This is a genomic window from Haloarchaeobius amylolyticus (assembly GCF_026616195.1).
Taxonomy (GTDB): domain Archaea; phylum Halobacteriota; class Halobacteria; order Halobacteriales; family Natrialbaceae; genus Haloarchaeobius; species Haloarchaeobius amylolyticus.
Genome location: NZ_JANHDH010000001.1, coordinates 569,644 through 594,259, shown reverse-complemented (window position 1 = coordinate 594,259; position 24,616 = coordinate 569,644). Strand labels below are relative to the sequence as shown.

Below are 24,616 nucleotides of genomic sequence, written 5' to 3'. Positions count from 1 at the left end.
TACTGTTTTTTACGGGTTCCTGTGGTGTATCACTCTGTACCATGGGGGCTGCGGACACAGAGACGGTGCCGCCGGTCGACGAGTGCGCGGTAGGGGTGGCCGCGCTCGACCCGGACGGGCGGTACGTCTTCGCGAACGGGACCTACGGGGCGATGTACGGGTACGACGACCCGGCGGACCTGCTCGGTGCGCACTGGCGGGAGTGTCTGCCACCGGTCGAGCACGGCGTCGTCGAGGAGGGACTGGAGGCGGTCGGCCGGACCGGTCGCTGGTTCGGCCGCATCCGCGTCGAGACGCCGGCGAGCGACGGCGGTGAAGACACGGCGGCTTCGGGGCGCGCCGCCGAGGACTACCCCGAGAGCCGCCGCGTGACCATCGTCCGGGCGTCGACCGGCGAGACCATCCTCGTCGTCAGGTCGGGGCGGGGGCCGCTGGACCACGAGACACAGCTCGCCGCCCTGAGCGAGGCGAGTCGCGACCTGTTCGAGGCGGAGGACCCCAAGGTCATCGCGAAGACGACGGTGAACGTCGCACAGAACGTCTTCGACCAGTCGTTCGTCGGCGTCTGGACGCGCGATGGCGACACCGGCCCGCTCGAACCACTCGCCGGCACCGACGGGCTCCGCGTCCTCACCGGCCACGAGTCGCTCACGCTCCCGGACATCAAGCAGGGGACGTTCGAGATGTCGGTCTTCGAGCGACGCGAACGCGTCCTCGTCGAGGACTTCGGGTCGACCGCGAACCGGGCGCATCCCGAACTCCCGCTGTCGGTCGTGTTGCTGGTCCCACTCGGCGACCGCGGCCTGCTCGTGGCGGGGGTCCCACACTCCGGGCAGTTCGGGGACCCGTCCGTCGAGTTGCTCACCATCCTCGGCCGGAACGCGGGGGCCGCCCTCGAACAGGCGTCCCAGCGGCGCGAACTCAGAGAGCGCAACGAGCGCCTCGACGAGTTCACCAGCATCGTCAGCCACGACCTGCGCAGTCCGCTCTCGGTCATCATCGCGAACACGGAACTCGCCCGGGAGACGGCGGAGGTCTCGTACCTCGACGACGTCGAGCGGGCGGCCCGGCGCATGGACCGCCTCATCGACGAACTGCTGACGCTCTCGCGGGAGGGCCAGGACATCGGGGCGGTCGAACCCGTCTCACTGGCGACCGTCGCCACGCTGGCGTGGAGTTCGATTCCGGCTCCCGACGCCACCCTCGAGGTCACGGCGGACACCACGGTCGAGGCCGACCCGGAGCGCTTCCAGACGCTCTTCGAGAACCTGTTCCGGAACGCCCTCGACCACGGCCCCGACGACGTCCACATCACGGTGGGGGTGACCGACGACTGCTTCTTCGTCGCCGACGACGGCCCGGGCATCCCACCCGAGAAGCGCGAGACCGTCTTCGAGCGCGGGTTCACCACCGACGCCGACGGGACCGGCTTCGGGCTGGCCATCGTCCAGCGGGTCGCCGACGCCCACGGCTGGGCGGTCGACCTCACCGAGTCCGCCGATGGCGGGGCGCGCTTCGAGTTCCACGGGGCCATCCCGGTCCAGCAGCGGTCCGCGCCACTGAACGAGTAGCGACGGGCGCGCCTTGCGGCCGGCGCTGTGCCGGCCGCCCGTGCATGCACCGGGCACGGAACCCATAGAGGCTTTACGTGCCAAGGCCGACTCCTGCAGTATGGCAGACGACATCGAGACGATCACGTTCACCATCGAGTCCGACGACGACAGCGACGAGGTCACACTCCCCGCGGACCTCCTCGACCTCCTCGCGGAGGGCGACCAGAGCCCCGCCGAGGTCGTCGGCGACATCGCGATGCTCTCCTTCGCCTCCCGTGCCCACCACATCGTCCACCACGGCGAGGGCGACGACCCCGAACTCGACGCCGTCGAGCAGGCCGCGATGGACCTCTTCGAGGAGCGCTTCGGCGTCACCTTCGGCGAGGCGACCGGCCACCAGCACTGACCCGGCGAACGGCGCCTGCGACCACGGCCCACACAGACCCAAGTACCGGGTCCGATAGCTTCTCAGTATGACCACCGCCCCGCCCAGTCTCGCGGCCGCCATCGACGAGCTGGAAGCGACCCACGACTGCACCGTCCTCGCGGCCCGCGACGTGGGGAGCCGGGCGTGGGGGCTCGCCAGCGAGGACAGCGACTACGACGTGGCGGTCCTGTTCCGGCAGTCGCCCGTCCGGTACGCGACCCTCGGCGAGTACGTCCCGAGCGTCGAGACGGAACACGGGCCCGACCTCGAGCTGACGGGCTGGAACGTCAGGCGCTTCGGCGAGTTGCTCGCGGACTCGAACCCCTCGACCCTCGAGTTCCTGCACTCGCCCCTGCGCTACCGCGAGTGCGACGCCCTGGCGCGTCTCGAGGCCGACGTGGCCGGCGACTTCCGGCCCATCCGGCTGTACCACCACTACCGGTCGCTCGCCGAGCACCAGTACCGCAAGTACATCGAGCGCCGGGTGCTGCGAGACGGCGAGCCCGCGCTGGTCGTCACCGACGAGACCGACACCCACTGGGTCGGCGAGCCGGTCGGGGACGGGCCGTCGAAGGTCCCGAAAGCCGACGACCGCTACGCCGAGGGGACCTGCGACCAGACGGTCAAGCGAACCCTGTACGTCATCCGGGCGGTCCTCTACGCGCGGTACGTCCGGGACACGCACGCGTTCCCCGCCCTCGACTTCCCGTCGTTCCTCGACGAGTGCGAGGCGGATGGCCGCGAGGACCCGTCCGTGCTGGCGCGAGCCCGTGACCTCGTCGCGCGCAAGCGTGCCGGTGAGGGCGATGTGGTCGTCGGGCAGGTGTTCACGCCCGACGAGGTCGCCCTCCCCGAGGAGATTCCGCCGGCCGAGCACGCGGTTCGCGGCATCGCCACTGCTCGGGTGAACCGGTTCGTCGAAGAAACGTTCGAGTTGTAGCCGCCTGCCGGAGGTCAGTCGTCGTCCGCTTCGAGCTCGAGGTCGACCTCGATGTCGATGACCTCCTCCTCTTCTTCGGTGCGCGGCGGTTCCTCACTGACCTCGCCCATCTGGACCTTCTTCGCGTACTCCAGGTCCTCTTCGATGATCTGGGATTCCTTGCCGAGGTGCTTGCGTTCGCGTCCGCGCTTCGTGTCTCCCATGACAGACGATATCTAGGACCACAGTTGCCTTAACTGGTTCGGCGGTTCCTCGCCAGTTCCTGACACGCCGACACCATCGGGACCCGGCTCAGGCGACCCGCCAGCGCAGCAGCACGCCGTCGTCCACGCGCTCGACGCCGGTCAGCTCCAGTTCGGGGAAGTCCGCGGTGAACCCCTCGCCGTCGGCCAGTGTGGGCGCGTCGCGCCCGCCGACGACCATCGCGCCGACGTACACCGTCAGCTGGTCCACGAGACCGGCCGCGAACAGCGAGTAGATGAGTTCGCCGCCGCCCTCGACCATCAGGCGCTCGATGCCGCGGGATTCGAGTTCGGCGAGCGCACCCGCGAGGTCGACGCGCTCTTCGCCCGCGACGACGACCTCTGCACCGGCGTCCTCCAGGGCTGCGATTCTGTCGTCGGGCGCCGCCTCGCTCACGCAGACGTAGGTCGTCGCGGTGTCGTCGAGGATTCGGGCGTCGGTGGGTGTGCGCGCCTTCGAGTCCGCGACGACCCGGGCCGGGTGCGGGCGCTGGCCCGTCGACTCGCGCTTCCCGATGCGCTCCTCGTCGTCCAGCGTCAGCGACGGGTCGTCGGCCAGCACCGTCCCGACCCCGACCATCACGCCGTCGTTCTGCGCCCGGACGTGGTCGACGCGCTCGAAGTCCTGCGGGCCACTGATGCGCAACTGCGCTCGCGTGCGCGAGGCGAGCTTGCCATCGGCGCTCATCGCGGCGTTGACGTGGACGTGCATGGTTCGGGTTGGGTGGCAGGAGGGGAAACTGGTTTCGGTGCTGTCGGTTCTGGTGGGTGGCTTCGGAGTCGTCGAGTTGGATGTTGGTACAGCGGTTGTTGGTGTCTCTGGTGGCGACAAGCAGCCCGCTCGTGCCGATGGCAGTGGAAGACCGCCACCGCCCCGCACAGCACCACGCCCTCCCCAGCCGACTCCCTCCGCTTCGCTTCGGTCGTCCCTCGCACAGTTCCGGCTCGGGGCTTCGCTGTCGCTCAGCACCCTCACCAGTGCGCGCCAGGGTGGGTGGTTGGATTCCGACGGAGCGACCCGACTCCAACACCGAATTCTCGCCCACACGCCCACGAATCCTTTTAAACGATGCCGCCGAACGCTCTCGCATGAGTCTCGACGACCGCGCCGAGGAGCTCGCCTCCGACCTCGGTGTCGACAAAGAGGAGGTCAAATCCGACCTTGAGAACCTGGTGTCGTACAGCGTCCCGATGGACGAAGCCGTCCAGAGCCTTCGCCGGAAGTACGGCGACGACTCCGGCGGCGGCAGTTCCGCGCCATCCGAGAAGACCATCGGCGACGTGACGCCCGACGACAGCAACGTCAGCGTCACCGCCCGCGTCCTGACGGTGGGCAAGCGGTCCATCCAGACCCAGGGCGAGGAGCAGGTCATCTTCGAGGGCGAACTCGCCGACGACACGGGGAAGATATCCTACACGGCCTGGACCGACTTCGGCCTCTCGGCCGGAGACACCGTCCAGATCGGCAACGCCGGCGTGCGCGAGTGGGACGGCCGGCCCGAACTCAACCTCGGCGAGAGCACCTCGCTCTCGTTCCTCGACGAGGACCTCGAGGTGGCCTACGAGATCGGCGGCGAGGCCCGCCTGCGCGACCTGCAGTCCGGCGACCGCGGCGTGACCGTCGAGGTCGCCGTCGAGGAGGTCGAACGCCGGACCATCGACGGCCGGAACGGCGAGACCGACATCCTCAGCGGCGTGTTCGGCGACGAGTCCGGCCGACTGCCGTTCACCTGCTGGGAGCCCGACCCGGCCATCGAGAACGGCGGGACGGTCCGCATCGAGAACGCCTACGTCCGGGAGTACCGCGGCGTCCCGGAGGTGAACGTCTCCGAGTTCTCGACGGTCACCGGGCTCGACCATAGCGTCGAGGTCGGCTCCGCGGCCAGCGAGATGAGCATCGCGGAGGCGGTCGCCTCCGGCGGTATCTACGACGTCGCACTCGTGGGCAACATCATCGCAGTCCGGGACGGCTCCGGGCTCATCGAGCGCTGCCCCGAGTGCAACCGCGTCGTCCAGAACGGCCAGTGTCGCGCCCACGGCGACGTCGAGGGCGTCGACGACCTGCGCGTGAAGGCCATCCTCGACGACGGGACGGGGACCGTGACCGTGGTCCTCGACCGCGACCTCACCGAGGAGGTGTACGACGGCACCCTGGAGGACGCGAAGCAACAGGCCCGGGACGCGATGGACAAGGAGGTCGTCGCCGACAGCATCCGTGACGCCATCGTCGGCCCGGAGTTCCGGGTCCGCGGGCACTTCTCGGTCGACGACTACGGCGCGAACCTCGACGCGACCGAGTTCGGCCGCACGGAGGACGACCCGGCCGACCGTGCGAAGGCGCTGCTTTCGGAGGTGGACGCATGAGTGGCATCCAGCGCCGCGAGGTTGCCTACCGCCTCTTCGCCAGCGAGTTCGACGACGCGACGCTCTCGCACCAGGAGTCCGACGAGGAGCGCGCCCCGAACTACGTCGTCACGCCCTCGGGCGCCCGGGTCAACCGCATCTTCGTCGTGGGCGTCCTGACCGAGGTCGAATCGGTCAACGAGGACGTGCTCCGGGGGCGCATCGTCGACCCGACCGGCGCGTTCGTCGTCTACGCCGGGCAGTACCAGCCCGACGAGATGGCCGCGCTCGAACAGGCCCAGCCGCCGCAGTTCGTCGCCGTGACGGGCAAGGCCCGCACCTTCTCGCCGGACGACTCCGACCGCGTCTACACCTCCATCCGCCCGGAGAGCATCAACGTGGTCGACGCCGAGACCCGCGACCGCTGGGTCGTCGGCACCGCCGAGCAGACCCTCCAGCGCGTCGCGACCTACGCCGAGGCCGCCGCGATGGACGAACACGGCGAGGCCCTCGCGGGTGCACTCGAGGCCGAGGGCGTCCCCGAGGGGCTTTCGAAGGGCATCCCCCTCGCGATGCAGCACTACGAGACCACCCCGGCGTACCTCGACGGCCTGCGCCAGACCGCCATCGAGGCGACCCGCGTCGTCGCGGGCGAGCAGGACGAGGTCTCGGGAAGCAGCCTCGCCCCCGGCGACCAGGGCGACGGGACCGTCACCTGGGGCGACCTCCGGGATTCGGAGCGTGCCGCCTTCGGCGTGATGCCCGTCGACCCGGGCGCCGGTGTCGAGCCGCCGGAACCGGCCGAGGGCGACGCTGCGGCGGACGAGGCAAGCGAGAGCGAGCCGACCGAGGAAGCCGACGCCGAGGTCGCTGCCGCGAGCGCGGGAGTGGACTCCGGCACCAGCGACGCAGAGGCCGAATCTACCGATGCCTCGGTCGATGCCGAACCGGAATCAGAGCCCGAACCGGCCGGTACGGACGACACCACGTCGGAACCCGAACCGGAGACGGAGCCAGCGACCGCCGACACCGAGTCCGAACCGGAAGTCGAGGCCGAGGCAGAGCCCGAATCGGAACCAGAAGTCGAGGCCGAACCCGAGCAAGAGCCCGAGCCAGCATCGAGCCTCGACTCGGCCGACGACGACGATATCGGCGACTTCGAACCGGGCGACCTCGGCGGCGACGACGCGGCCGCCGAGCCGGCGACCGAGGAGCCGGAACCGACTGCTGACGAACCGGCCACCGAGGAGCCGGCGGCCGCCGACACCGGTTCCGAGGGCATGTACCAGATGGACGACGAGGAGCGCCAGCAGATCGAAGAGGAGTTCGGCACCGACTTCACCTCCGGCTCCGAGGTCGACGAGCCGGGGAACGCCGACATCGACACGCCGTCGCCCGACGAACTGGCCGAGGAGGAAGCCGACGACGAAGCCGATGCAGCTGCCGAGCCGGATTCGGAGCCGGCGGAAGCCGAGACCGCGGCGGCATCCGCGGACGAGGCCGAGTCTGAAGCCGACGACACCGACGCCGACGAGGAACCCGCCGAGGACGTCGACCTCGACGACTACGTCATGGAGGTCATGAAAGAGCTCGACGACGGCGACGGCGCGGACCGCGAGGAACTCGTCGAGCAGGTCGTCGCCGACACCGGGTCGGCCGAGGCCGACGTCGAGGACGCCATCCAGAACGCCCTCATCGGGGGGCAGTGCTACGAGCCCGACGACGACACGCTCAAGCCCATCTGATGGCCGCGGTCGAACCGATCCCGAACAGCCCGGCCGCCGTGGTCGAGACGGGCGAGGAGCGACTCCTCGTCGTCGCGGACCTCCACGCCGGCATCGAAGACGCCCTCCGTGTCGAGCGCGGTGTCCACGTCCGGAGCCAGGCGAGCGACCGCCGCGAGCAGTTGCTCGACCTCGCGGCCGAGACCGACCCGGACCGCTTCCTCGTCCTGGGCGACATCATGCACTCCATCGGGGGGCCCGGCGGCGCGGAACGCGGCGAGATAGAGGTCCTGCTGGAGGAACTCGGCCTGCCGACCACCGTCGTCAAGGGGAACCACGACGGCGAGGTCGAGTCGTGGATCGACGCCGAGGTCACCGACGGGACCGGCGTCAGGCTCGGGGACGTGGGGTTCACCCACGGCCACACCTGGCCGTCGGCCGAGGTGCTGGGCGCGGCGGTCGTCTGCATGGGCCACGAACACCCCTGCGTCCGCCTGACCGACGAGGTCGGTGGCCGACGCATCGAGCGCGTCTGGCTCCGGGGCGACCTCGCCCGCGAGCCGTTCGCGGCGCGCGACGAGGCGCTCGTGGCCGACTGGCGACACCCGGAGCTGGTCGTCTTCCCGGCGTTCAACGACCTCTGCGGTGGCACGTGGGTCAACACGGAGAACGAGTTCCTCGCGCCGTTCCTCCCCACCGGGCTCGCCGACGGGCAGGCGTACCTGCTCGACGGGACGCGCCTCGGCGCGTATCAGCGCGTCTGACGGCCGGTCTCGGGCTGCTGTTCCGACCGGGCCGTCTCGAGTTCTGCCTCGAGTTCCGCGATGCGGTCGGTGAGCCGCGCGATCTCCTCGCGCAGGACCTCAAGGTCCTCGGACGGCTCTGCGTCCCGGCGACGCTCGGCAGCGGTGGCCGGCGGCTCCGCGAAGGGTTCGAACGTGCTCCCCCACGCGGGCGGCCCGTCGCTCGAGTCGGCGTCTTCGTCGGTGTTCGTGTCGACGCTGTTCTCGTCCTTTGTCCCCGACTCAGTAGCCGACGCTGCTGTCGGCGCCTCGCTCTCGGCGGCCGGTTCGCCACCCGCGGTCGGCTCGCTTTCGGTCACCCAGACCATGTCGTCGGGTTCGGTCGAGACATCTGCGCTGGCGGTGCTGGTTGTCCCCCCGTCGGCAGTGGGAGTCTCTGTGTCGGCCGTGTCGACAGTTGCGACGTCGGCCGCCGAGCCCTCGGCGCTGGACGCGTCCGGGGCGGCAGGCATGGCGGTCGCCCCGGCCTCGTCGGTTGCTTCTACGTCGTCGCTCGTGCCCTCCTCGACTGCCGGCTCCTCGACCGCCGTCTCCTCGTCGCCAGACCCGTCGTCCTCGACCGACGCGACCAGTTCGTCGATGCTCAGCTCGTCGTCGTCGCTCAGCCCGGGGAACGAGACCTCGTCGAGTTCGGCCTCGAGTTCGGCCGCGTCGACCGGGTCGAACTCGGCCTGCATCGCCGCGAACTCGGCGGCGGCGTCCTCGGACTGGGACTCGGACTCGCCCTCCGCCGCGGGCAGGGGCTCGGGCGCGTCGGACTCGAACAGCGGCGAGACGAGCACGTCCGAGACCTGCGAGCGGTCGGCCAGCGCGGAGACGATGCGCTCGGTCGGCTGGTCGGTCCTGACGACGGCCTCCACCACGTCGACGTTGCCCTCGCCGGCGAGGCGGCGCCCCCGGATGTCGAAGGCGTTCGCCAGCTCCTGGACCACGACGACGGCGCCGCCGCCGTGGTAGGTGTCGGTCGTCTCGACGCGGACGAGGTGGTCGCCGGGGCCGCCCGAGGCTTCGGCGAGGTCGTCGATGTCGTCGCTCGTCGGCAGGTCGAGGTCGCCCTCGCCGGCCCGATGGACCGGGTGGGGCCACGCCGTCGTCCCGTGGTCGACCTGGACCTCCGTCTCGGGCGGCTGGTCCTCACCGGGGCTCTCGGGCTGTGCCGGGGCGACCGGCGTCCCGAGGGACCGCTCCACGTCGTCGAGGACGCGGGTGAACCGGTCGGCCCGCGAGAACCCCCGGTCGACGCTGCGGACGTCGGTCTCCACGCCGACGGGCCGGAGCGACGGCGCGTTCGGGTCCGAGGTGACCCGGAGGTACGGTTCGGTCAGGAACCGATAGATGTGCTCGGGTCGCTGCAGCCACACCATGTAGAGCGTGACGACGGTCTCGCCGGGCGGGACCGAGCCGGTGTAGACCAGCCGGCCGTCCTCGAACCCGGTCCAGTTCACGCCGTCGTGGTCGGTGTGGACCGCCACGTCGTCGAACGTCACGTCCTCCGGGAGCTGTTCGGTCAACCGGACGCCCACGGGTGCCTCGCGCGCCGACTCGAACGCGAACTTGATGGCCGGCAGCGGTAACGTTTCCAAGTCGAGCCCCTTCCGCACCGTCACGCCATCCCTGGTGGCGTCGATGGTGTATCCCCCATACCATCCGGATACACTCATTTCGTGTATCAGAGACCGAGACAGGAGGAGATAGTCGCTTTGCTCAACTCGCCAACTGGAAGGCGTGAAATAAAGGTGACGGCCGTCGTCCGAGAGGATTAACCCCCTCGCCTCGCTAGTGCTGGCGATGACAGCGGACGCAGCCGCGTTCACGGTGCTCGGCGACGTCGTCCGGGGGGCGCTCTCCGAGCGGGGCTTCAGGACCCCGACCGAGACGCAGGCGCGCGCCATCCCGGCCATCGCCGAGGGTCGACACACCCTCGTCGTCGCGCCGACCGGGACGGGCAAGACGGAGACGGCGATGCTGCCGGTGTTCGACGCGCTCGTCGGCGAGGAGCGATTCGGCATCGGCGCGCTGTACGTGACGCCGCTGCGGGCGCTGAACCGCGACATGCGCGAGCGCCTCGACTGGTGGGGCGAGGAACTGGGGCTGGACATCGACGTGCGCCACGGCGACACCAGCGACTACCAGCGCAGCAAGCAGGCCAACGACCCGCCTGACGTGCTGGTGACGACGCCCGAGACGGTACAGGCGATGCTGACGGGGTCGAAACTGCGAGTCGCGCTGGAGGACGTCCAGCACATCGTGGTCGACGAGGTGCACGAACTCGCGGCCTCCAAGCGCGGCGCGCAGTTGACCATCGCGATGGAGCGCCTGCGCGAACTCGCCGGCGACTTCCAGCGTATCGGCCTCTCGGCGACGGTCGGCGACCCCGACGCGGTCGGCGCGTTCCTGACGGGTGGGGCGGACTGCGCCATCCGGCAGGTCGACGTGGGCAGCAACCTCGACCTGCGCGTGGTCGAGCCCGACGTCACCGACGAGGACGGGACGCTCGCCAGCGAGCTGATGACCGACGCGTCGGTGGCGAGTCACGTCCGCACCATCCGGGACATCGTCGCCGAGAACGAGTCCACCCTCATCTTCGTGAACACCCGCCAGACCGCCGAGGCGCTGGGCTCGCGGTTCAAGGAACTCGACCTCCCCATCGGCGTCCACCACGGGTCGCTCTCGAAGCAGGCCCGCATCGAGGTCGAGGACGCGTTCAAGGCCGGCGACATCGACGCCCTGCTGTGTACCTCCTCGATGGAACTGGGTATCGACGTGGGGCGCATCGACCACGTCGTCCAGTACCAGAGCCCGCGGCAGGTCGCCCGCCTGCTCCAGCGCGTCGGGCGGGCCGGCCACCGCCGGGACGAGGTCTCGGCCGGGACCATCGTCACGACCCGCGCCGACGACACCTTCGAGGCGCTGGCCATCACCCGGCAGGCGAAGGCCGGCGAGGTCGAGCCGGCGGGCATCCACGAGGGCAGTCTGGACGTGGTCGCCAACCAGATCCCCGGGCTGGCGATGGACTTCGGCGAGATATCCGGCCGGAAGGCGTACGACCTCGTCACCCGCGCCTACCCCTTCCGGGACCTCTCGGAGGACGACTTCAGGGCGGTCGTCCGCGAACTCCACGGGAACCGCGTCGTCTGGCTGGACGAGCAGGCCGACACCATCGAGAAGACCGGCGGCACCTGGCAGTACGTCTACGCGAACCTCTCGATGATCCCCGACGAGGAGACCTACGAGGTGTACGACATGGCCGCCGGCCAGCAGGTCGGGACCCTCGACGAGCGGTTCGTCACCACCTTCGCCTCCCCCGGCGAGGTGTTCATCCAGCGCGGGGAGATGTGGCGCATCGTCGAGGTCGACGACGAGACGTCGAAGGTGAAGGTCTCGCCCATCGAGGACCCCGCCGGCGAGGTGCCGACGTGGGTCGGCCAGGAGATTCCGGTGCCCGAGTCGGTGGCCCGAGAGGTGGGCGAGATGCGGGCGGTCGCGGAACCGCAGTTCGCCCGCGGCGCGCCCCGCGAGTCCGTGGCCCGGGAGTTCTGTTCCCGCTACCCCACCGACGAGCACACGGCGAGTTCCGCCCTCGAACAGTTCGAGCGCCAGGTCGAGGCCGAGGCGCCGATGCCGACCGCGGACCGCCTCGTCGTCGAGGGCCGGGCGACCACCTTCGTCGTGAACGCCCCCTTCGGCCACAAGGTGAACGCGACCCTCGGGCGGCTGCTCTCGGCGCTGCTCGGCCAGCGCACCGGCTCGACAGTCGGGCTGGATACGGACCCGTATCGCATCGAACTGGAGGTCCCCTCGGGCGTCGCCCTCGGCGAGGTCGAGGAGGTCCTGCGGACCACCGACCCGGACCACGTCGAGCCACTCATCGAACTCAGTCTGAAGAACTCCGACTCGCTGAAGTTCCGGCTCTCGCAGGTCGCCGCGAAGTTCGGCGCGCTCAAACGCTGGGAGGGCTCGGGCATCTCCGGGGACCGTCTGCTCGCGGCCCTGCGGGACACACCGATGTACGACGAAGCAGTGAGAGAGGTGTTCCACGAGGACCTGGCGGTCGAGGCGACCAGTGCGGTCCTCGAGGCCATCCAGGCCGACGACCTCGAGGTCGTCCTCCACGGCGACCTGAGCCCCATCGGGACCGACGGGCGCTCGGCCGGCAAGGAGCTGCTCTCGCCGGAGAACGCGGACGCGAGCGTCATCGAGACGGTCAAGGAGCGCATCCAGAACGACCGCGTCATCCTGTTCTGCCTGCACTGCCAGGAGTACGAGCGCACGAAGAAGGTCCGGCGGGTCCGCGACCAGCCCGAGTGCCCGAAGTGCGGGTCGACGCAGATCGCGGCGCTGAACCCGTGGGCCGACGAGGTCGTGACGGCGGTCCGGGCGAGCGAGAAGGACGAGGAACAGGAGAAACAGACCGAACGCGCCTACCGGGCGGCGAGTCTCGTCCAGAGCCACGGCAAGCAGGCCGTCATCGCGCTCGCGGCGCGTGGCGTCGGCCCGCACAACGCGGCCCGCATCATCAACAGGCTCCGCGAGGACGAGCAGGACTTCTACCGGGACATCCTCACGCAGGAGCGCCAGTACGCCCGCACGCAGAGCTTCTGGTAGGTCGAAAACGGCCCCGCCGACGGGGAAGGGGGGGAGTTGGGGGGTGTCGGCGGGGTGGGGAGTATGCAGCCTCAGAACGCCCGGTCACACAGTGGACAGTAGTAATCCGACGACGGCCCCGCGAGGGGCGTCGAGACGGTGTTCGCCGTGCCACAGTATGGGCAGTTGGGGGAGTACTGCATACTGGTAGTATCAACATCCGAATGTATAGCCCTGCGCTCTAATCTGTATGCGTCACTCGCCAGCGTACTCATACCAATTAGGGTATCCCGACCCCGAAACGCTGAAACCACTCGCCGCCTGCTTCCCAGACGAGACCGATGCGCTTCGTTCCCCAGGGCCGCCGCTTCGCCGCCGTCCCGCTCGCGCTCGCACCCATCGCCACCGTCGTGGCCACGCCCATCGCGGGCCTCGTCTGTGTCCTGCTCGGGGCCGCGACGCTGCACTTCTTCCGCGACCCGCCGCGGTCGCCACCCGAGTCGGGCGTCGTCTCGCCAGCCGACGGCCGCGTCTCGGTCGTCCGCGAGGAGGACGACGGCCGCCTCCGCGTCGGTGTGTTCATGAACGTCACCGACGTGCACGTGAACCGCGCGCCGGTCGCCGGCACGGTCGAGTCGGTCGAGCACTCGCCGGGCCTGCACCGCCCCGCGTTCTCGAAGGACTCGGACCGGAACGAGAAGGTCCACATCGAACTGGCCACAGACGACGGGCCGACCGAGGTCACGCTCATCGCGGGCGCGTTCGCCCGCCGCATCCACCCGTGGGTCGACGGTGGCGAACAGCTCGCCCGCGGCGAGCGCCTCGGTCACATCGCGTTCGGGAGTCGCGCCGACGTGCTGTTCCCGCCCGCGGTCGAGGAATCGGACCTCCGGGTGTCGAAGGGCGACACCGTCCGGGCGGGCGAGACGGTGCTGGTGGACCGCTGAGGACGCCCGGGCAGTCGACCGGTGACACAAGGTTTACCCTCACGCCCGTGAAGCGTCTCGTGTGAACTGGGAGGCGGTCCGCCGACGCTTGCCGACGCCGAGTGACGGCACCGGGGACGCTACCGACGGTGAGGACGCGGAGAGCCGCGAGACCCCGACGCTCACCCGCCGCCGGCTCGTGGCCGGTATGGGCGGGCTCGGGGCCCTCGGCGCGGGCAAGGCCGTCGACAACATCTTCCTCGGGTACGGCGTCCTCGTAGGGACCAACCTCCTGACGCAGGACCTGCCCACGCTCGCGGGCGAACGCCTCGGCCCGAGTCCCTTCGAGACGACGGTCACGGACCGGGGCGTCGCGGTCGAGGGCGGGGAGATACACGTCGCGGATTCCCCCGAGGGCGACCCCGACCCCGTCCTCTCGCTGGCAGCGTCTCCAGCCGACGCAGCGAGCATCGACGAGGAGTACGGCCTGCCCGGCGTCGCCACGGAACTCGTCCGTGACGACCCCCAGCTCGCAGCGATGCTCGGGGAGGCCAACGCGAGCGAGGTCGAGAACGTCCGGTTCGAGTTCCACCAGTACGAGGACTTCTTCGAGCGCGTCCGGAACGCGGAGGCCCGCCCCTTCAGCGTGATGCGGCTCCGCGGGAGCCGGTACCGCCCGGTCAGCACCGAGACGGTCCGGACCTTCACCGACGCCGACCCCGCGGACCCGAAGGCGGTCATCGAGGGCCTCGTCGGCGGGTTCCGCGAGTACTCCGGGTACGACATCCCGCGGTACGCCGCCGGCTCGCTCGAGGACAACGTCCTCATGGGCCACGGCGATTTGCGCCGGCACTTCGAGTCGCCGACCTCCTTCGACGCGCTGCTCGACGGGCGCAACACCGGCCTGTTCTGCTACGAGTTCGTCCACCGGTCCATCGAGGCGCTGCACGCCGTCCCCGCCCACGCACAGACCGCGCCCGTCTTCGGCGGCGTCGTCACCGACGCCCGCCACAAGCACGCCTACACGACGGTCGGGAGCGTCCTCCGCGAGGACGGCGACCTGGTGATTCCGGTCACCTTCGTCGACTACACGCACTCGACGCTGTACGACGACCTGCTGGCGACCGGGGTGCTCGGCCGGGGGCTGCGCGCCTACGACGACCGCCACCGGGCGGGCGAGATCTACTGGAACGCCTACGCCAGGGTGTAGGGCGGCCGACACCTCACGAACCCATCGGGTTTTTGGTCGACCCCTCCAGATACTGGGGCGTGTACATCGGGCATGGGCTCCTGGCGTTCGCACTCGGCGGTGCCCTGGGGCGGCACCTCGACCTGAGTCGCTCGCGAGCACTGGCGCTCGCGTTCGTCGCCGGCGCCTTCGGGATGGTCCCGGACGTGGACCTCGCCTACACGGTCTACGTCGTCGTCAAGGCCGGGCCGCAGAACGTCTTCCCGACCACCGAGTACGTCTGGGCCGAGGCCGGGTCGTGGGCGGTCCACCGCAAACTGACACACTCGCTCGTGGTCGGCGCCCTCGGCGTGGCCGTCGTCGGCTCCCTCGCCGCGGCGCTCCGCGACGACGCCCACCCCGCACTCGCGTTCGGCGGCCTCGGGGCCACACTCGCCGCGCTGTTCGCCGTCGTCCTCTCCTCGCACGAACTCATCGGTCTCATGACGCTCTCGCTGTACGTGCTCGCGGCTGCAGGCATCACCGTCTGGGCGGTCCGGCGCGACCTCGCGACGCGACTCGTGGCGGCCGCGGCCGCCGTCGGCCTGCTCTCGCACCCCTTCGGCGACGTGTTCATGGGGACGCCGCCGTCGTTCCTCTATCCCCTCTCCGCCATCGGCCCCGCCGAGAAACTCGCCATCGCGCCCGACCCGACGGTCAACCTCGTATCGCTGTTCGCACTGGAGGTCGGCCTCGCGTGGGCCGCCATCTGGACCGCGATGGGCCTCACCGAACGTCGGCTACTGAGCTACGTCACCCCGCGGGCCGTCCTCGGCGGCGGGTTCGCCGCGGCCGCGCTCGTCATCCCGCCGCCGACGCTCGACCTCGCGTACCACTTCGCGCTGGGGACCATCGGCGTCGGCGTGGCCGTCGGCGCGATGCCCTCGCTGGTCGTCGCACGTGGCTACGACCGCGAGACGGTCCTGCAGGGCCTCGGCACCAGTCTGGCGACGGTGACCTTCGCCATCACGGGCTACCTCGTCGCGTACGTCGTGCTGACGCCCTGATTCTGCTCAGACCGCTTCGCGGTGCTCCTCGACCACGGTAAGCCCCCGGTCGACAACGAGGACGAGTCGCTCGTCGTCCAGCGAGAAGGAGAGTTCGACCCGGAGTGGGTCTTCCTCGACCACGTCAGCCGTCTTCGTCGACAGCCAGTCGTGCTCCCACAGGGGCGTCTCCCGGACGTCGATGCCGTGGTCGTGGTGGAACGCGACGATGGCCGGGTGCGAGAGCAGCGCCGCGCCGAGGTCGCTGTACGAGCTGTCCCCACAGCGCTCGCACTCGTTCCGGACCGCGACCTCCCAGCCGTCGTCCTCGGTCAGCCAGTCCGGGGGGTCCGGGTCCCCGCTGGAGAGCACCCGGCGCGAGAGCGGGCCGTCACACGTCCCACAGAACCCGAACTCGTCGATGTGGATGTAGCGTTTCAGCCAGCGGTCGACGACCGCGGGGGCATCCTCGCGGGCGTGGCCCTCCATCACGCCGGCGGGCACCTCGATGTCGGTGAACATCTCGCCGCACTCTGGGCACTGGACGCGGATGCGGTCGGTCTCGAAGGCGAGTTCCATCTCCTCGCCGCAGAACAGACAGCCCGACCCGACGGGGACGGTCTCGCCATCGATGGTCTTGGTCAGGCCGCCGGAGAGGACCCCGCCGACGACGCGCTTGCCCGCGGCGGTGAGCTTGTACCGCCCCGCCGACCCGTCGTCGTCCTCGACCTTCCGGACGAACCGGTCTGTCAGTTTCCCGAGGTGGTAGTTGAACTGGCCGGTGTCGCGCATGCCGACGCGCTCGCGGAGCCGGGCGAAGGCGAGGGGTTCGTCGGCCTCGTTGAGTTCCTCGAGGATGCGAAAGCGCGTCTCGTGAGAGATGAGGGCGAACGCTTCGTCTGGTGGGAGCTGGTCGACGACGACGTCACTCATGGCCGAACAGTTCGGGAACCAGTCACAAGGAAGTTCGGGTGCGAGACACCGGTCGGCCGGTACCGCCTCGCTACAGTCGCTTCTTGGCGGCCTCGAAGTGGCGCGGCTCGATGACGAGCTCGTCCGTCTTCGCGTTGGCCTCCTCCGGTGAGAGCCCGTCGGCCAGCTCGCGGATGGCCCGCATCGAGGCGTCCCTGACGAGAGCCTCCACGTCGGCCCCGGTGTAGCCCGCCGTCTCGCTGGCGAGTTCGTCGAGGTCCACGTCCTCGCCGAGGGGCTTGCCTTCGGTCTTGACCTCGAGTATCTTCCGGCGGCCCGCCTCGTCGGGTTCGGGCACCATGATGTGGGTGTCGAGGCGGCCCGGCCGGAGCAGGGCGCGGTCGATGAACTCCATCCGGTTCGTCGCCGCGAGGACGACGAGGTTCGGGTTCTCGGCGAGGCCGTCGAGTTCGGTCAGGAGCTGGGAGACGACGCGTTCGGTCACCTCGTTGGTGTCGCCGTCGCGCTCGCCCGCGATGGCGTCGAGCTCGTCGAGGAAGATGATGGAGGGCGCGGACTGGCGGGCGCGCTCGAACACCTTCCGGACCGCCTTCTCGGACTCGCCGACGTAGCGGTCGAGCAGTTCCGGGCCGTCGACCCGGATGAAGTTCACGCCCGACTCGCCGGCGAGGGCGCGTGCGAGCAGGGTCTTCCCGGTCCCCGGCGGGCCGTGGAGGAGGACACCAGAGGGCGGGCTGGTGTTGGCAGCCTCGAACAGCGGGCCGTAGCTCAGCGGCCACTCGATGGCCTCCCGGAGCGTCTGCTTGGCGTCCTCCAGCCCGCCCACGTCCGAGAAGTCGACGTTGGGCTGCTCGGCGATGTACTCGCGCATCGCGGAGGGTTCGACCGACGCGAGCGCGGACTCGAAGTCGCTCTTCGAGACGGAGGGATTGCGGTTCCACGCCTCGCGCTCCTCGCCCTCGGCGGGGCGGTTCCGGATGGCGACCATCGCGGCCTCGCTCACGACGCTGTCGAGGTCGGCCCCGACGAAGCCGTGGGTCCGGCTGGCGATCTTGTCGAGGCTCACGTCGTCGGCCAGGGGCATCCCGCGGGTGTGGACGTCGAGGATCTCGCGGCGGCCACGCTCGTCCGGGACGCCGATCTCGATCTCGCGGTCGAACCGGCCGCCGCGACGGAGCGCGGGGTCGAGGGCGTCGACACGGTTGGTCGCGCCGATGACGACCACGTCGCCGCGCGATTCGAGGCCGTCCATCAGCGAGAGCAACTGGGCGACGACGCGGTTCTCCACGTCGCTCTCGTCGTCGCGCTTGCCCGCGATGGAGTCGATCTCGTCGAAGAAGACGATGGCTGGCGCCTCCTTGCGGGCTCGCTCGAACGTCTCCCGGATCTTCTCCTCGGACTCGCCCTTGTACTTCGACATCACCTCCGGGCCGGAGATGTTGATGAACGAGGCGTTGACCTCGTTGGCGACCGCCTTCGCGATGAGTGTCTTCCCGGTGCCCGGCGGCCCGTAGAGCAACACGCCGCGGGGCGGGTCGATGTTGAGCTTCTGGAACAGCTCCGGCTCGGAGAGCGGGAGTTCGACCATCTCGCGGACGAGTTCGAGCTCGTCGTCCAGCCCGCCGATGTCCTCGTAGGTGACGCCGCTGGGCTTCTCCGGGGGTGGCGACTGCGTGCCGTCGGCGGTCTTCGGCTGGCCGTCGGTCCCGGCGGGGGCGCGTCGCTCGGGGTCGTAGGCCTCACCCTCGACGACGATCTCGGTGGCGCTCGTGATGCGGACCGGCGAGTCGGGCGTGGTCGAGACGATGCGGAAGGGCGTCGAGGAGATGCGCTCCAGCCGGATGCGCTCGTTGACGCTGACCGGCCGGCCCTCGAGGTCGCGGGTGATGGCGCGCTGGATGATGCCGGTGGGGACGCGTTCGAGGGTCTCCGGCGGGGCGAGGTGGATGACCTCGGCGTCCTCGACCTCGCGGGCGGAGACGGTGACGCTCTCGCCGACCTTCGCGCCCGCGTTGGCCCGCGTGTCGGCGTCGATCTGGATGACGCCGTCGGGGACGTCGGGGCCGGCGGGCCAGACCTTCGCGACGCTCCGGCGGGACCCTTCGATGACGACGGTGTCGCCGCTCAGCACCCCGAGAGCCTTGCGGGCCGATTCGGGGATGCGTGCGACACCGCGACCGGCGTCGCGCTTCTCGGCGGCTCGTACCGTCATGACCAGGTCGGTCCCTGCCTGGGAACTCATACCGGTTTCTTTTCATCGACGTGACTTGAGAATTGTCCTCTGGGCATGCCTCGAAACTCCGGGTGAGGTTGAAAGGTGTCGGCCGGCATGGTTCCAGCATGGTCGTGAAACGAGAACGAGACGGCGAGACCTGGTACGAGTGCGAGGACTGCGGCCTCATGCTCGACGACCGGGACGACGCGAAGGCACACGAATCGGCGTGTACCGGCGAGGAGCCGGGGTATATCCAGTAGCCGTCTCGACAGCTCAGAGACGCTCGCGGTGTGTCTCGGCCAGTTCGGCGGCCTGCTCGCGGGTCTGGACGACCTCCCAGCGGACCTTCGCCGCGTCGCGGTAGGAGAGCGCCGACTTCAGCTCGTCGTGGAGGACGCCGTGGCCGACCGCGACGACGGTCCCGTCCTCGTCGCCGAGTTCGTACATCCCGAGCCGGTCGGGGACCGTCCCGAGGACCGAGCGGTCGAAGTCGTGCCAGCGCTTCGGGAGGGGCATCAGACGATCTCGTAGGAGTGCTCGCTCATCTCGTCCTCGGCGAAGACGAAGACCCGCCCGCGGGCCTCCTCCGGGTCGGCCTCGACGGTGACGCGGACGCCGCCGCGCTTGACCGTCACGCCGGGGAACAGCTCCTCCTCCTCGCCGGTGTCGAGCAGCAGGCGGCCGACACCGGTCGATTCGAGGATGTCGTCGCTGGTCTTGCGGTCGTTGACGTAGACGAGTACGCCCTCCGTCTCGGTCGGGTCCGTCACGAGGACCTGCACGAGCTTGCCGGGCGGGCACTCGACGCTCCCCTCCTGTTTGTCGGGGACGCCGTGGTAGAAGACAGAGCGCCCGTCGGTGTACTCGACGGCGATACCGCCGTCCTGGAGCTCGATGCCCAGGGTGCTGGGCGCGACGTTGCTGCGATGCTGGGACATGCGCGAGGCTTGGGCGTCGGGTGGGAAAAGCGCGCCGAAGAACGTTTTTCCGGCTCCCGACCGAACGTGAACGTATGTCAGGGGATGACCGCACTCGCGCACACGTCTTCGTCTCGGGTCGGGTCCAGGGGGTCTACTACCGGGCCAACACTCGCGACACCGCCCAGGAGAAGGACATCGACGGCTGGGTCCAGAACCTCCGCGATGGCCGCGTCGAGGCCGTCTTCGAGGGGCCTGAAGAAAAGGTCGAGTCGATGGTGGAGTGGTGTCACGAGGGCAGTCCCGCCGCCGAGGTCGAGTCTGTCGAGGCGGAGTACGAGGAGCCGGAGGGCGAGGACGGCTTCCGGATTCGCCGGTAAGAGCAGCTATTCCGGGAACAGTTCCTCGCCGCGGTCGAGGTCGTCGATGCGGGCGCACTCGGCTTCGCTGAGGCCGATGTCGGCCGCGGCGAGGTTGCCCTCCTGGTGCGTCCGACCGGCGGCCTTCGGAATCGTCACGACGCCTTCCTTCTGGCAGAGCCACGCGATGGCCACGTCGGCCGGGGTCGCGTCGTGGGAATCCGCGATGTCCTGCAGCGTCGGGTCGTCGAACACCTTGCCCTGCGCCAGCGGCGAGTACGCGACCACGGTCTCGTCGTGGGCGCGGTTGTCCGCGAGCAGCTCCGGCGTCTGGAAGAACGGATGGTACTCGATCTGGTGGGCGAAGATGGGGGCGTCGAGGTGCTCGCGGGCGGTTGCGAGTTCGGCTTTCGTGAAGTTCGAGACGCCGACGTGCTTCGTGAGGCCGTCCTCGACCAGGTCGTCGAACGCCGGGAGGGTCGTCGCCGGGTCGTAGGCTTCGATGGGCCGGTGGACGTAGAGCAGGTCCACCGAATCGACGCCGAGGCGGTCGAGACTCGCCGCCGTGCTCTCGCGGACGTCCTCGGGTGCGAGGTTGGTCGCCCAGACCTTCGTCGCGAGGAAGACGTCTTCTCTGGGCACGTCGCTCTTTGCGAGTCCCTCGCCAACGACGCCTTCGTTCTCGTATATCTGTGCGGTGTCGAGGTGGCGGTAGCCGGCATCGAGGGCGGACGCGATGGCGTCCGGGTCGTCGATACCCATGGTACCGAGGCCGACCAGCGGGAGTGTCATAGATGGTAACTCGGCGCCGAGTACGAAGTTCTTCTGTGTGGTGGGCCGGTGGTCGTCGGTTGCGGAGTTGCGTCGAGAGTCCCTGTGTCGGTTGTCGCTGGCGGCAGCGATTTCGAGAACAGGTTCACTCGAGCTTGCGTCGTGACAGCAGCCTCGCCCTCCCCAGCCGACTGGATGCTCGTTCCGTGTCGCTGCGCTCCACTACACTGCGCGTCTCATCCCTCGCGCGGCTCCGCCTCGCGGCTTCACTTCGTTCAGCACGCGAACCAGCACGCGCCACCCGGTTGTTCGATACTCGACTCCACCTCTGGGTTCGACGGACGCGACGCCACTCTTTACCTGCCACCGCCCGAACCACCGGCCATGATAACGAGCGACCGGATGGCACAGGTCGACCGGAACGCCGAGGCGCTCGGCGTCCCCCGGAAGCAGCTCATGGAGTCGAGCGGGAACGCGGTCGCCCGGGTGGTCCGCGAGCACGCCGACCCCGGTGACCAGGTCGTCGTCGTCGCGGGCCGCGGGAACAACGGCGGCGACGCCTTCGTGGCGGCGCGCTTTCTCGACGAGTTCGACGTCGAGACCATCCTGCTCGGGCGGGCCGAGACCATCACGACCGACATCGCCCGGGAGAACTGGGACGCCCTCCAGCAGGGCGAGTACGACGCCCGCGAGGTGCGGGACTCGGCCGACTTCTCGCTCCCCGACTGCGACCTCGTGGTCGACGCGATGCTCGGAACCGGCGTGACGGGGGCGCTTCGCGAACCGGAGGCGACCGCGGCCGAGGCCATCAACGACTCCTCGGCCTACGTCGTCTCGGTCGACGTGCCCTCTGGCGTCGACGCGGACACCGGCGAGTCCGCGGGCGTGGCGGTCCACGCCGACCACGTCGTCACCTTCCACGACGACAAGCCCGGGCTGGAGGCGGTCGACGCCCCCATCATCACCGTCGCGGACATCGGTATCCCGGATGCCGCAGAGCTGTTCGTCGAGCAGGGCGACCTGCTCGCACTCTCGCGCGACCCGCAGGCGCACAAGGGCGACTTCGGCGAGGTCCTCGTGGTCGGGGGCGGTCCCTACACCGGCGCGCCCGCCCTCGCCGGCCAGGCCGCGATGCGGGCCGGCTGCGACCTCGTCCACGTCGCCTGCCCCGAGAACGTCGCCGGGGAGGTCCAGGGCTACGAGGAGGGGCTCATCGTCCACGAACTCGCGGGCGACCTGCTCCGACCCCGGCACGTCGACGAGTTGCTCGACCGCGCCCTCGACGCCGACTGTGTCATCCTCGGACCGGGCCTCGGCCGGGCCAGCGGGACCCTCGACGCGGTCCGGGAGTTCCTCGAGAGCTACGACGGCCGGGCCGTGGTCGACGCCGACGCGCTCCGGGTCGTCCCCGACGCCGACACCGAGGCCGACCTCCTGTGTACGCCCCACCAGGGCGAACTCGCCGCGATGGGCGGCGAGACCGACGAGGACTGGGAGACACGCATGGACCTCGTGGAATCGTTCGCCGGCGACCTCGACCAGACGCTCCTCGTGAAGGGTGCCTACGACGTGGTCTCCGACGGCGAGACGACCCGGGTGAACCGGACCGGGAACCCGGGCATGACCGTCGGCGGGACCGGCGACGTGCTCGCGGGCATCTGCGGCGCGCTCGCGAGCACCCACGACCCCGTCGAGGCCGGCGGTATCGCGGCCTACGTGAATGGCGCCGCGGGCGACGCAGTCGTCGACGAGCAGGGGTACGGCCTGCTCGCCTCGGACCTGCTGCCCGAGATTCCCCACGCCATGTGGGGTGGTCGCGATGAGTGACGAGTTGACCCACACCGACGATGCAGGTGAAGCCCAGATGGTCGACGTGGGTGACAAACCAGACACGGCCCGGCGGGCCGTCGCCGAGGGGACGATCCACCTCCAGCCGTCGACCATTCAGGCCATCCGCGACAACGAGGTCGCGAAGGGCGACGTGCTGGCGACCGCCCGCATCGGGGCCATCCAGGCGGTCAAGCACACCTGGGAGACCATCCCGATGTGCCACCAGATTCCCGTGACCAACGTCGACACCGACTTCGACGTGGCCGACGACCACGTCACCCTGCGGGTCGCGGTCGAGACGACGGGCAAGACCGGCTGCGAGATGGAGGCCCTGGAGGGCGTCACAACCGGCCTCAACGTCGTCTGGGACATGGTGAAGGCTGCCGAGAAGGATGCCGACGGCCAGTACCCCGACACCAGAATCGAGGGCGTGCAGGTGGTCTCGAAGGAGAAACGGGAACTGTAGCGGCCACCCAAGAAACTATCCGTTTTCAGACAGACTGTCGAGCCATGCGACGACGTGCCCTCCTCTCCGGCCTGACCGCGGCCGCGACAGTCGGACTCGCCGGTTGCTCGGCGATGGACGATGACGACGACGACCCCGCGACCCTCGACCGCATGCTTCTCCGGTCTGACACCGGCGAGCCCGAACTGCTCTCGCTGACGCTCGTGTACGCGCCCCGGGACGGGTCAAACGAGCGTCCCATCTGGGGGACGTTCGAGGCCCCGGCCGCCGACGAGCCCCGCGCAGTCACCGACTTCGAGGGGGACCCAGGCTTCTACAGCCTGACCGCCGTCTCGGACCGACACCACACCCACGAGGTCGTCTCGTTCAACTCCCACGGGGCCGCCGTCGGTGCCGGCCCCCTCCAGTTCGAGGTGGTCGTCCAGGAGAGCGGTGACCTGTGGGCGAACCTGGGCGAGGCCGGCGACGAGGTGTCGATACCGGCGTAGGCCGCCCCCGGCCGGCCACCCTCACTCGCCGGTGAACGTCTCCAGCACGGCCGGTGACGCCCCCGAGCGCGAGAACACCGTCACGAGGTCGTCCGGTTCGACGGTCACGTCGCCCTTCGGCGTGATGACCGACCCGTCGCGCTCGATGGCGACGACGAGCACGTTCTCCCCGATGAGCCCCTCGTCCGCCGCCTCGGTCAGGGTCAGGCCCGCGATCGGGGCGTCGTCCGCGACCGACACCTCCACGACCTCGGCGCCGCCGGCGAGTTGCATCATGTCCGCGAGGGCGCTCCGGCGTGCGTCCTCCTGGGGGCCGAACGGTTCGTAGGGCCGCGTGCGCTCCTTCTGGACCAGTTGCTCGTCTTCGATTTCGACCCCAAGTTCCGTGAGAGCGCGGGCGATCCGCGTCACGGTGGCCATGTCGCCGCCGACCGCGACGACGTGGAGGTTCGCGCCGCCGGTCATCAACTGGCGGACGTTGACGACCCCGGGCACCTGGAGGGCCTTCTCCGCGATGGTCTCGCGCTCCGGGACGGGTGCCCGACAGATGAAGAGGTTCGTCAGTGGCGCGCCGGTTCGCTCGAAGTCCACGCTGGCGTGGTACCCCTGGATGACGCCGCGTTCTTCCAGTTGGGCGATGCGGTTCCGGATGGTGCCCGCCGAGACATTCATCTCCTCGGCGATCATCGGCGCCGAGACGTTCCGGGCGTCCCCCATCAGCCGGTAGATGATGCGACGGTCGATCTCGTCGATGCGGTCGCTCATACACTGGCTGGTGGGCGCGACGACCTACAATCTTCCTGCCCGCGACGAGATTACTGGATGCGAAATATAGAGCAATATATTTACTGAATCAGTAATTTAATCGGTGCGTTTATGTT

The 24,616-nt window shown here is 69.7% G+C and carries 24 protein-coding genes; 15 read left to right on the top strand and 9 right to left on the bottom strand.

From position 1 onward, the window contains the following. Positions 1-41 precede the first annotated feature (41 nt). The 3 genes from NOV86_RS03150 (at position 42) to NOV86_RS03140 (ending at position 2,920) form a co-directional block, all read left to right on the top strand. Positions 42-1,571, top strand: a complete 1,530-nt coding sequence (locus tag NOV86_RS03150; protein ID WP_267639775.1) for a PAS domain-containing sensor histidine kinase — start codon at positions 42-44, stop codon at positions 1,569-1,571. Positions 1,572-1,671: 100 nt separating this feature from the next. Beyond that, positions 1,672-1,959 carry a DUF7545 family protein gene (locus tag NOV86_RS03145; protein ID WP_267639774.1) on the top strand — a complete coding sequence of 96 codons (288 nt, stop codon included), beginning with the start codon at positions 1,672-1,674 and terminating at the stop codon, positions 1,957-1,959. Positions 1,960-2,026: 67 nt separating this feature from the next. After that, positions 2,027-2,920 carry a nucleotidyltransferase domain-containing protein gene (locus NOV86_RS03140; protein ID WP_267639773.1) on the top strand — a complete coding sequence of 298 codons (894 nt, stop codon included), beginning with the start codon at positions 2,027-2,029 and terminating at the stop codon, positions 2,918-2,920. A 14-nt stretch (positions 2,921-2,934) separates the two neighbouring features. On the opposite strand, the gene NOV86_RS03135 is transcribed toward NOV86_RS03140, so the two are convergent. Further along, the gene (locus NOV86_RS03135; protein WP_267639772.1) at positions 2,935-3,123 is read right to left on the bottom strand and encodes a hypothetical protein; all 189 of its coding nucleotides are present in this window, start codon (positions 3,121-3,123) and stop codon (positions 2,935-2,937) included. Positions 3,124-3,211: 88 nt separating this feature from the next. Further along, entirely contained in the window at positions 3,212-3,874 is a 663-nt protein-coding gene (locus tag NOV86_RS03130; protein WP_267639771.1) for a 2,5-diamino-6-(ribosylamino)-4(3H)-pyrimidinone 5'-phosphate reductase, read from the bottom strand. 377 nt (positions 3,875-4,251) lie between these two features. Here NOV86_RS03130 and NOV86_RS03125 point away from each other — a divergent pair, with 377 nt between their 5' ends. From NOV86_RS03125 to NOV86_RS03115, 3 genes are read left to right on the top strand one after another with little or no spacing between them, the layout of a single operon-like run. After that, positions 4,252-5,526 carry a Single-stranded DNA binding protein gene (locus NOV86_RS03125; RefSeq protein WP_267639770.1) on the top strand — a complete coding sequence of 425 codons (1,275 nt, stop codon included), beginning with the start codon at positions 4,252-4,254 and terminating at the stop codon, positions 5,524-5,526. Next, positions 5,523-7,250 (top strand): hypothetical protein, encoded by a 1,728-nt coding sequence (locus NOV86_RS03120; RefSeq protein WP_267639769.1) that lies wholly within the window; start codon positions 5,523-5,525, stop codon positions 7,248-7,250. The genes NOV86_RS03125 and NOV86_RS03120 overlap by 4 nt, the downstream gene beginning before the upstream one ends. Further along, positions 7,250-7,993, top strand: coding sequence for a metallophosphoesterase (locus NOV86_RS03115; RefSeq protein WP_267639768.1), 744 nt, complete (start codon positions 7,250-7,252; stop codon positions 7,991-7,993). Before NOV86_RS03120 ends, NOV86_RS03115 begins: the two co-directional genes overlap by 1 nt. On the opposite strand, the gene NOV86_RS03110 is transcribed toward NOV86_RS03115, so the two are convergent. Then, the gene (locus NOV86_RS03110; RefSeq protein WP_267639767.1) at positions 7,981-9,693 is read right to left on the bottom strand and encodes a hypothetical protein; all 1,713 of its coding nucleotides are present in this window, start codon (positions 9,691-9,693) and stop codon (positions 7,981-7,983) included. The two genes, NOV86_RS03115 and NOV86_RS03110, sit on opposite strands and share 13 nt — an antisense overlap. A 127-nt stretch (positions 9,694-9,820) precedes the next feature. Here NOV86_RS03110 and NOV86_RS03105 point away from each other — a divergent pair, with 127 nt between their 5' ends. The 4 genes from NOV86_RS03105 (at position 9,821) to NOV86_RS03090 (ending at position 15,777) form a co-directional block, all read left to right on the top strand. Then, entirely contained in the window at positions 9,821-12,637 is a 2,817-nt protein-coding gene (locus tag NOV86_RS03105; RefSeq protein WP_267639766.1) for a DEAD/DEAH box helicase, read from the top strand. A 320-nt stretch (positions 12,638-12,957) separates the two neighbouring features. Further along, positions 12,958-13,563 (top strand): protein sorting system archaetidylserine decarboxylase, encoded by a 606-nt coding sequence (locus NOV86_RS03100; protein WP_267639765.1) that lies wholly within the window; start codon positions 12,958-12,960, stop codon positions 13,561-13,563. A 61-nt stretch (positions 13,564-13,624) separates the two neighbouring features. Next, entirely contained in the window at positions 13,625-14,752 is a 1,128-nt protein-coding gene (locus NOV86_RS03095; protein WP_267639764.1) for a hypothetical protein, read from the top strand. Positions 14,753-14,811: 59 nt separating this feature from the next. Further along, complete coding sequence (locus NOV86_RS03090; RefSeq protein ID WP_267639763.1) at positions 14,812-15,777, top strand: metal-dependent hydrolase; 966 nt, start codon at positions 14,812-14,814, stop codon at positions 15,775-15,777. 6 nt (positions 15,778-15,783) lie between these two features. On the opposite strand, the gene NOV86_RS03085 is transcribed toward NOV86_RS03090, so the two are convergent. Beyond that, positions 15,784-16,689 carry a winged helix-turn-helix domain-containing protein gene (locus tag NOV86_RS03085; RefSeq protein ID WP_267639762.1) on the bottom strand — a complete coding sequence of 302 codons (906 nt, stop codon included), beginning with the start codon at positions 16,687-16,689 and terminating at the stop codon, positions 15,784-15,786. 70 nt (positions 16,690-16,759) lie between these two features. After that, a complete protein-coding gene (locus NOV86_RS03080) occupies positions 16,760-18,931 on the bottom strand; it encodes a CDC48 family AAA ATPase (RefSeq protein WP_267639761.1) in 2,172 nt (723 codons plus the stop codon). A 98-nt stretch (positions 18,932-19,029) separates the two neighbouring features. On the opposite strand from NOV86_RS03080, the gene NOV86_RS03075 reads away from it, so the two are divergent. Next, positions 19,030-19,164, top strand: coding sequence for a DUF7128 family protein (locus NOV86_RS03075; RefSeq protein ID WP_267639760.1), 135 nt, complete (start codon positions 19,030-19,032; stop codon positions 19,162-19,164). Positions 19,165-19,177: 13 nt separating this feature from the next. Here the strand turns inward: NOV86_RS03075 and NOV86_RS03070 are convergent, their stop codons facing one another. Together NOV86_RS03070 and NOV86_RS03065 are read right to left on the bottom strand one after the other, a co-directional pair. Beyond that, the gene (locus tag NOV86_RS03070; RefSeq protein ID WP_267639759.1) at positions 19,178-19,420 is read right to left on the bottom strand and encodes a DUF7508 domain-containing protein; all 243 of its coding nucleotides are present in this window, start codon (positions 19,418-19,420) and stop codon (positions 19,178-19,180) included. Then, positions 19,420-19,842 carry a DUF5796 family protein gene (locus NOV86_RS03065; protein WP_267639758.1) on the bottom strand — a complete coding sequence of 141 codons (423 nt, stop codon included), beginning with the start codon at positions 19,840-19,842 and terminating at the stop codon, positions 19,420-19,422. The genes NOV86_RS03070 and NOV86_RS03065 overlap by 1 nt, the downstream gene beginning before the upstream one ends. A 74-nt stretch (positions 19,843-19,916) precedes the next feature. Between NOV86_RS03065 and NOV86_RS03060 the strand changes: the two genes are divergently transcribed. Next, positions 19,917-20,201 (top strand): acylphosphatase, encoded by a 285-nt coding sequence (locus NOV86_RS03060; RefSeq protein WP_267639757.1) that lies wholly within the window; start codon positions 19,917-19,919, stop codon positions 20,199-20,201. A 6-nt stretch (positions 20,202-20,207) separates the two neighbouring features. Here NOV86_RS03060 and NOV86_RS03055 read toward each other — a convergent pair whose 3' ends face one another. Then, positions 20,208-20,972 (bottom strand): aldo/keto reductase, encoded by a 765-nt coding sequence (locus tag NOV86_RS03055; protein WP_267639756.1) that lies wholly within the window; start codon positions 20,970-20,972, stop codon positions 20,208-20,210. 363 nt (positions 20,973-21,335) lie between these two features. On the opposite strand from NOV86_RS03055, the gene NOV86_RS03050 reads away from it, so the two are divergent. The 3 genes from NOV86_RS03050 to NOV86_RS03040 are packed head-to-tail and all read left to right on the top strand — an operon-like array spanning position 21,336 to position 23,735. Further along, positions 21,336-22,778, top strand: a complete 1,443-nt coding sequence (locus NOV86_RS03050) for an NAD(P)H-hydrate dehydratase (protein WP_267639755.1) — start codon at positions 21,336-21,338, stop codon at positions 22,776-22,778. Continuing rightward, positions 22,771-23,247: a cyclic pyranopterin monophosphate synthase MoaC gene (moaC, locus tag NOV86_RS03045; protein WP_267639754.1), complete on the top strand. Its 477-nt coding sequence runs from the start codon at positions 22,771-22,773 to the stop codon at positions 23,245-23,247. Before NOV86_RS03050 ends, moaC begins: the two co-directional genes overlap by 8 nt. Positions 23,248-23,291: 44 nt before the next feature. Further along, positions 23,292-23,735 carry a hypothetical protein gene (locus NOV86_RS03040; RefSeq protein ID WP_267639753.1) on the top strand — a complete coding sequence of 148 codons (444 nt, stop codon included), beginning with the start codon at positions 23,292-23,294 and terminating at the stop codon, positions 23,733-23,735. Positions 23,736-23,756: 21 nt separating this feature from the next. Here NOV86_RS03040 and NOV86_RS03035 read toward each other — a convergent pair whose 3' ends face one another. Continuing rightward, entirely contained in the window at positions 23,757-24,500 is a 744-nt protein-coding gene (locus NOV86_RS03035) for an Lrp/AsnC family transcriptional regulator (RefSeq protein WP_267639752.1), read from the bottom strand. Positions 24,501-24,616 lie beyond the last annotated feature (116 nt).

What these genes read in the sequence shown, in the direction of transcription:
- NOV86_RS03150 (WP_267639775.1), top strand. Translation starts at nt 42, where the DNA reads ATGGGGGCTGCGGACACAGAGACGGTGCCGCCGGTCGACGAGTGCGCG.
- NOV86_RS03145 (WP_267639774.1), top strand. Translation starts at nt 1,672, where the DNA reads ATGGCAGACGACATCGAGACGATCACGTTCACCATCGAGTCCGACGAC.
- NOV86_RS03140 (WP_267639773.1), top strand. Translation starts at nt 2,027, where the DNA reads ATGACCACCGCCCCGCCCAGTCTCGCGGCCGCCATCGACGAGCTGGAA.
- NOV86_RS03135 (WP_267639772.1), bottom strand. Translation starts at nt 3,123, where the DNA reads ATGGGAGACACGAAGCGCGGACGCGAACGCAAGCACCTCGGCAAGGAA.
- NOV86_RS03130 (WP_267639771.1), bottom strand. Translation starts at nt 3,874, where the DNA reads ATGCACGTCCACGTCAACGCCGCGATGAGCGCCGATGGCAAGCTCGCC.
- NOV86_RS03125 (WP_267639770.1), top strand. Translation starts at nt 4,252, where the DNA reads ATGAGTCTCGACGACCGCGCCGAGGAGCTCGCCTCCGACCTCGGTGTC.
- NOV86_RS03120 (WP_267639769.1), top strand. Translation starts at nt 5,523, where the DNA reads ATGAGTGGCATCCAGCGCCGCGAGGTTGCCTACCGCCTCTTCGCCAGC.
- NOV86_RS03115 (WP_267639768.1), top strand. Translation starts at nt 7,250, where the DNA reads ATGGCCGCGGTCGAACCGATCCCGAACAGCCCGGCCGCCGTGGTCGAG.
- NOV86_RS03110 (WP_267639767.1), bottom strand. Translation starts at nt 9,693, where the DNA reads ATGAGTGTATCCGGATGGTATGGGGGATACACCATCGACGCCACCAGG.
- NOV86_RS03105 (WP_267639766.1), top strand. Translation starts at nt 9,821, where the DNA reads ATGACAGCGGACGCAGCCGCGTTCACGGTGCTCGGCGACGTCGTCCGG.
- NOV86_RS03100 (WP_267639765.1), top strand. Translation starts at nt 12,958, where the DNA reads ATGCGCTTCGTTCCCCAGGGCCGCCGCTTCGCCGCCGTCCCGCTCGCG.
- NOV86_RS03085 (WP_267639762.1), bottom strand. Translation starts at nt 16,689, where the DNA reads ATGAGTGACGTCGTCGTCGACCAGCTCCCACCAGACGAAGCGTTCGCC.
- NOV86_RS03080 (WP_267639761.1), bottom strand. Translation starts at nt 18,931, where the DNA reads ATGAGTTCCCAGGCAGGGACCGACCTGGTCATGACGGTACGAGCCGCC.
- NOV86_RS03075 (WP_267639760.1), top strand. Translation starts at nt 19,030, where the DNA reads ATGGTCGTGAAACGAGAACGAGACGGCGAGACCTGGTACGAGTGCGAG.
- NOV86_RS03070 (WP_267639759.1), bottom strand. Translation starts at nt 19,420, where the DNA reads ATGCCCCTCCCGAAGCGCTGGCACGACTTCGACCGCTCGGTCCTCGGG.
- NOV86_RS03065 (WP_267639758.1), bottom strand. Translation starts at nt 19,842, where the DNA reads ATGTCCCAGCATCGCAGCAACGTCGCGCCCAGCACCCTGGGCATCGAG.
- NOV86_RS03060 (WP_267639757.1), top strand. Translation starts at nt 19,917, where the DNA reads ATGTCAGGGGATGACCGCACTCGCGCACACGTCTTCGTCTCGGGTCGG.
- NOV86_RS03055 (WP_267639756.1), bottom strand. Translation starts at nt 20,972, where the DNA reads ATGACACTCCCGCTGGTCGGCCTCGGTACCATGGGTATCGACGACCCG.
- NOV86_RS03050 (WP_267639755.1), top strand. Translation starts at nt 21,336, where the DNA reads ATGATAACGAGCGACCGGATGGCACAGGTCGACCGGAACGCCGAGGCG.
- moaC (WP_267639754.1), top strand. Translation starts at nt 22,771, where the DNA reads ATGAGTGACGAGTTGACCCACACCGACGATGCAGGTGAAGCCCAGATG.
- NOV86_RS03040 (WP_267639753.1), top strand. Translation starts at nt 23,292, where the DNA reads ATGCGACGACGTGCCCTCCTCTCCGGCCTGACCGCGGCCGCGACAGTC.
- NOV86_RS03035 (WP_267639752.1), bottom strand. Translation starts at nt 24,500, where the DNA reads ATGAGCGACCGCATCGACGAGATCGACCGTCGCATCATCTACCGGCTG.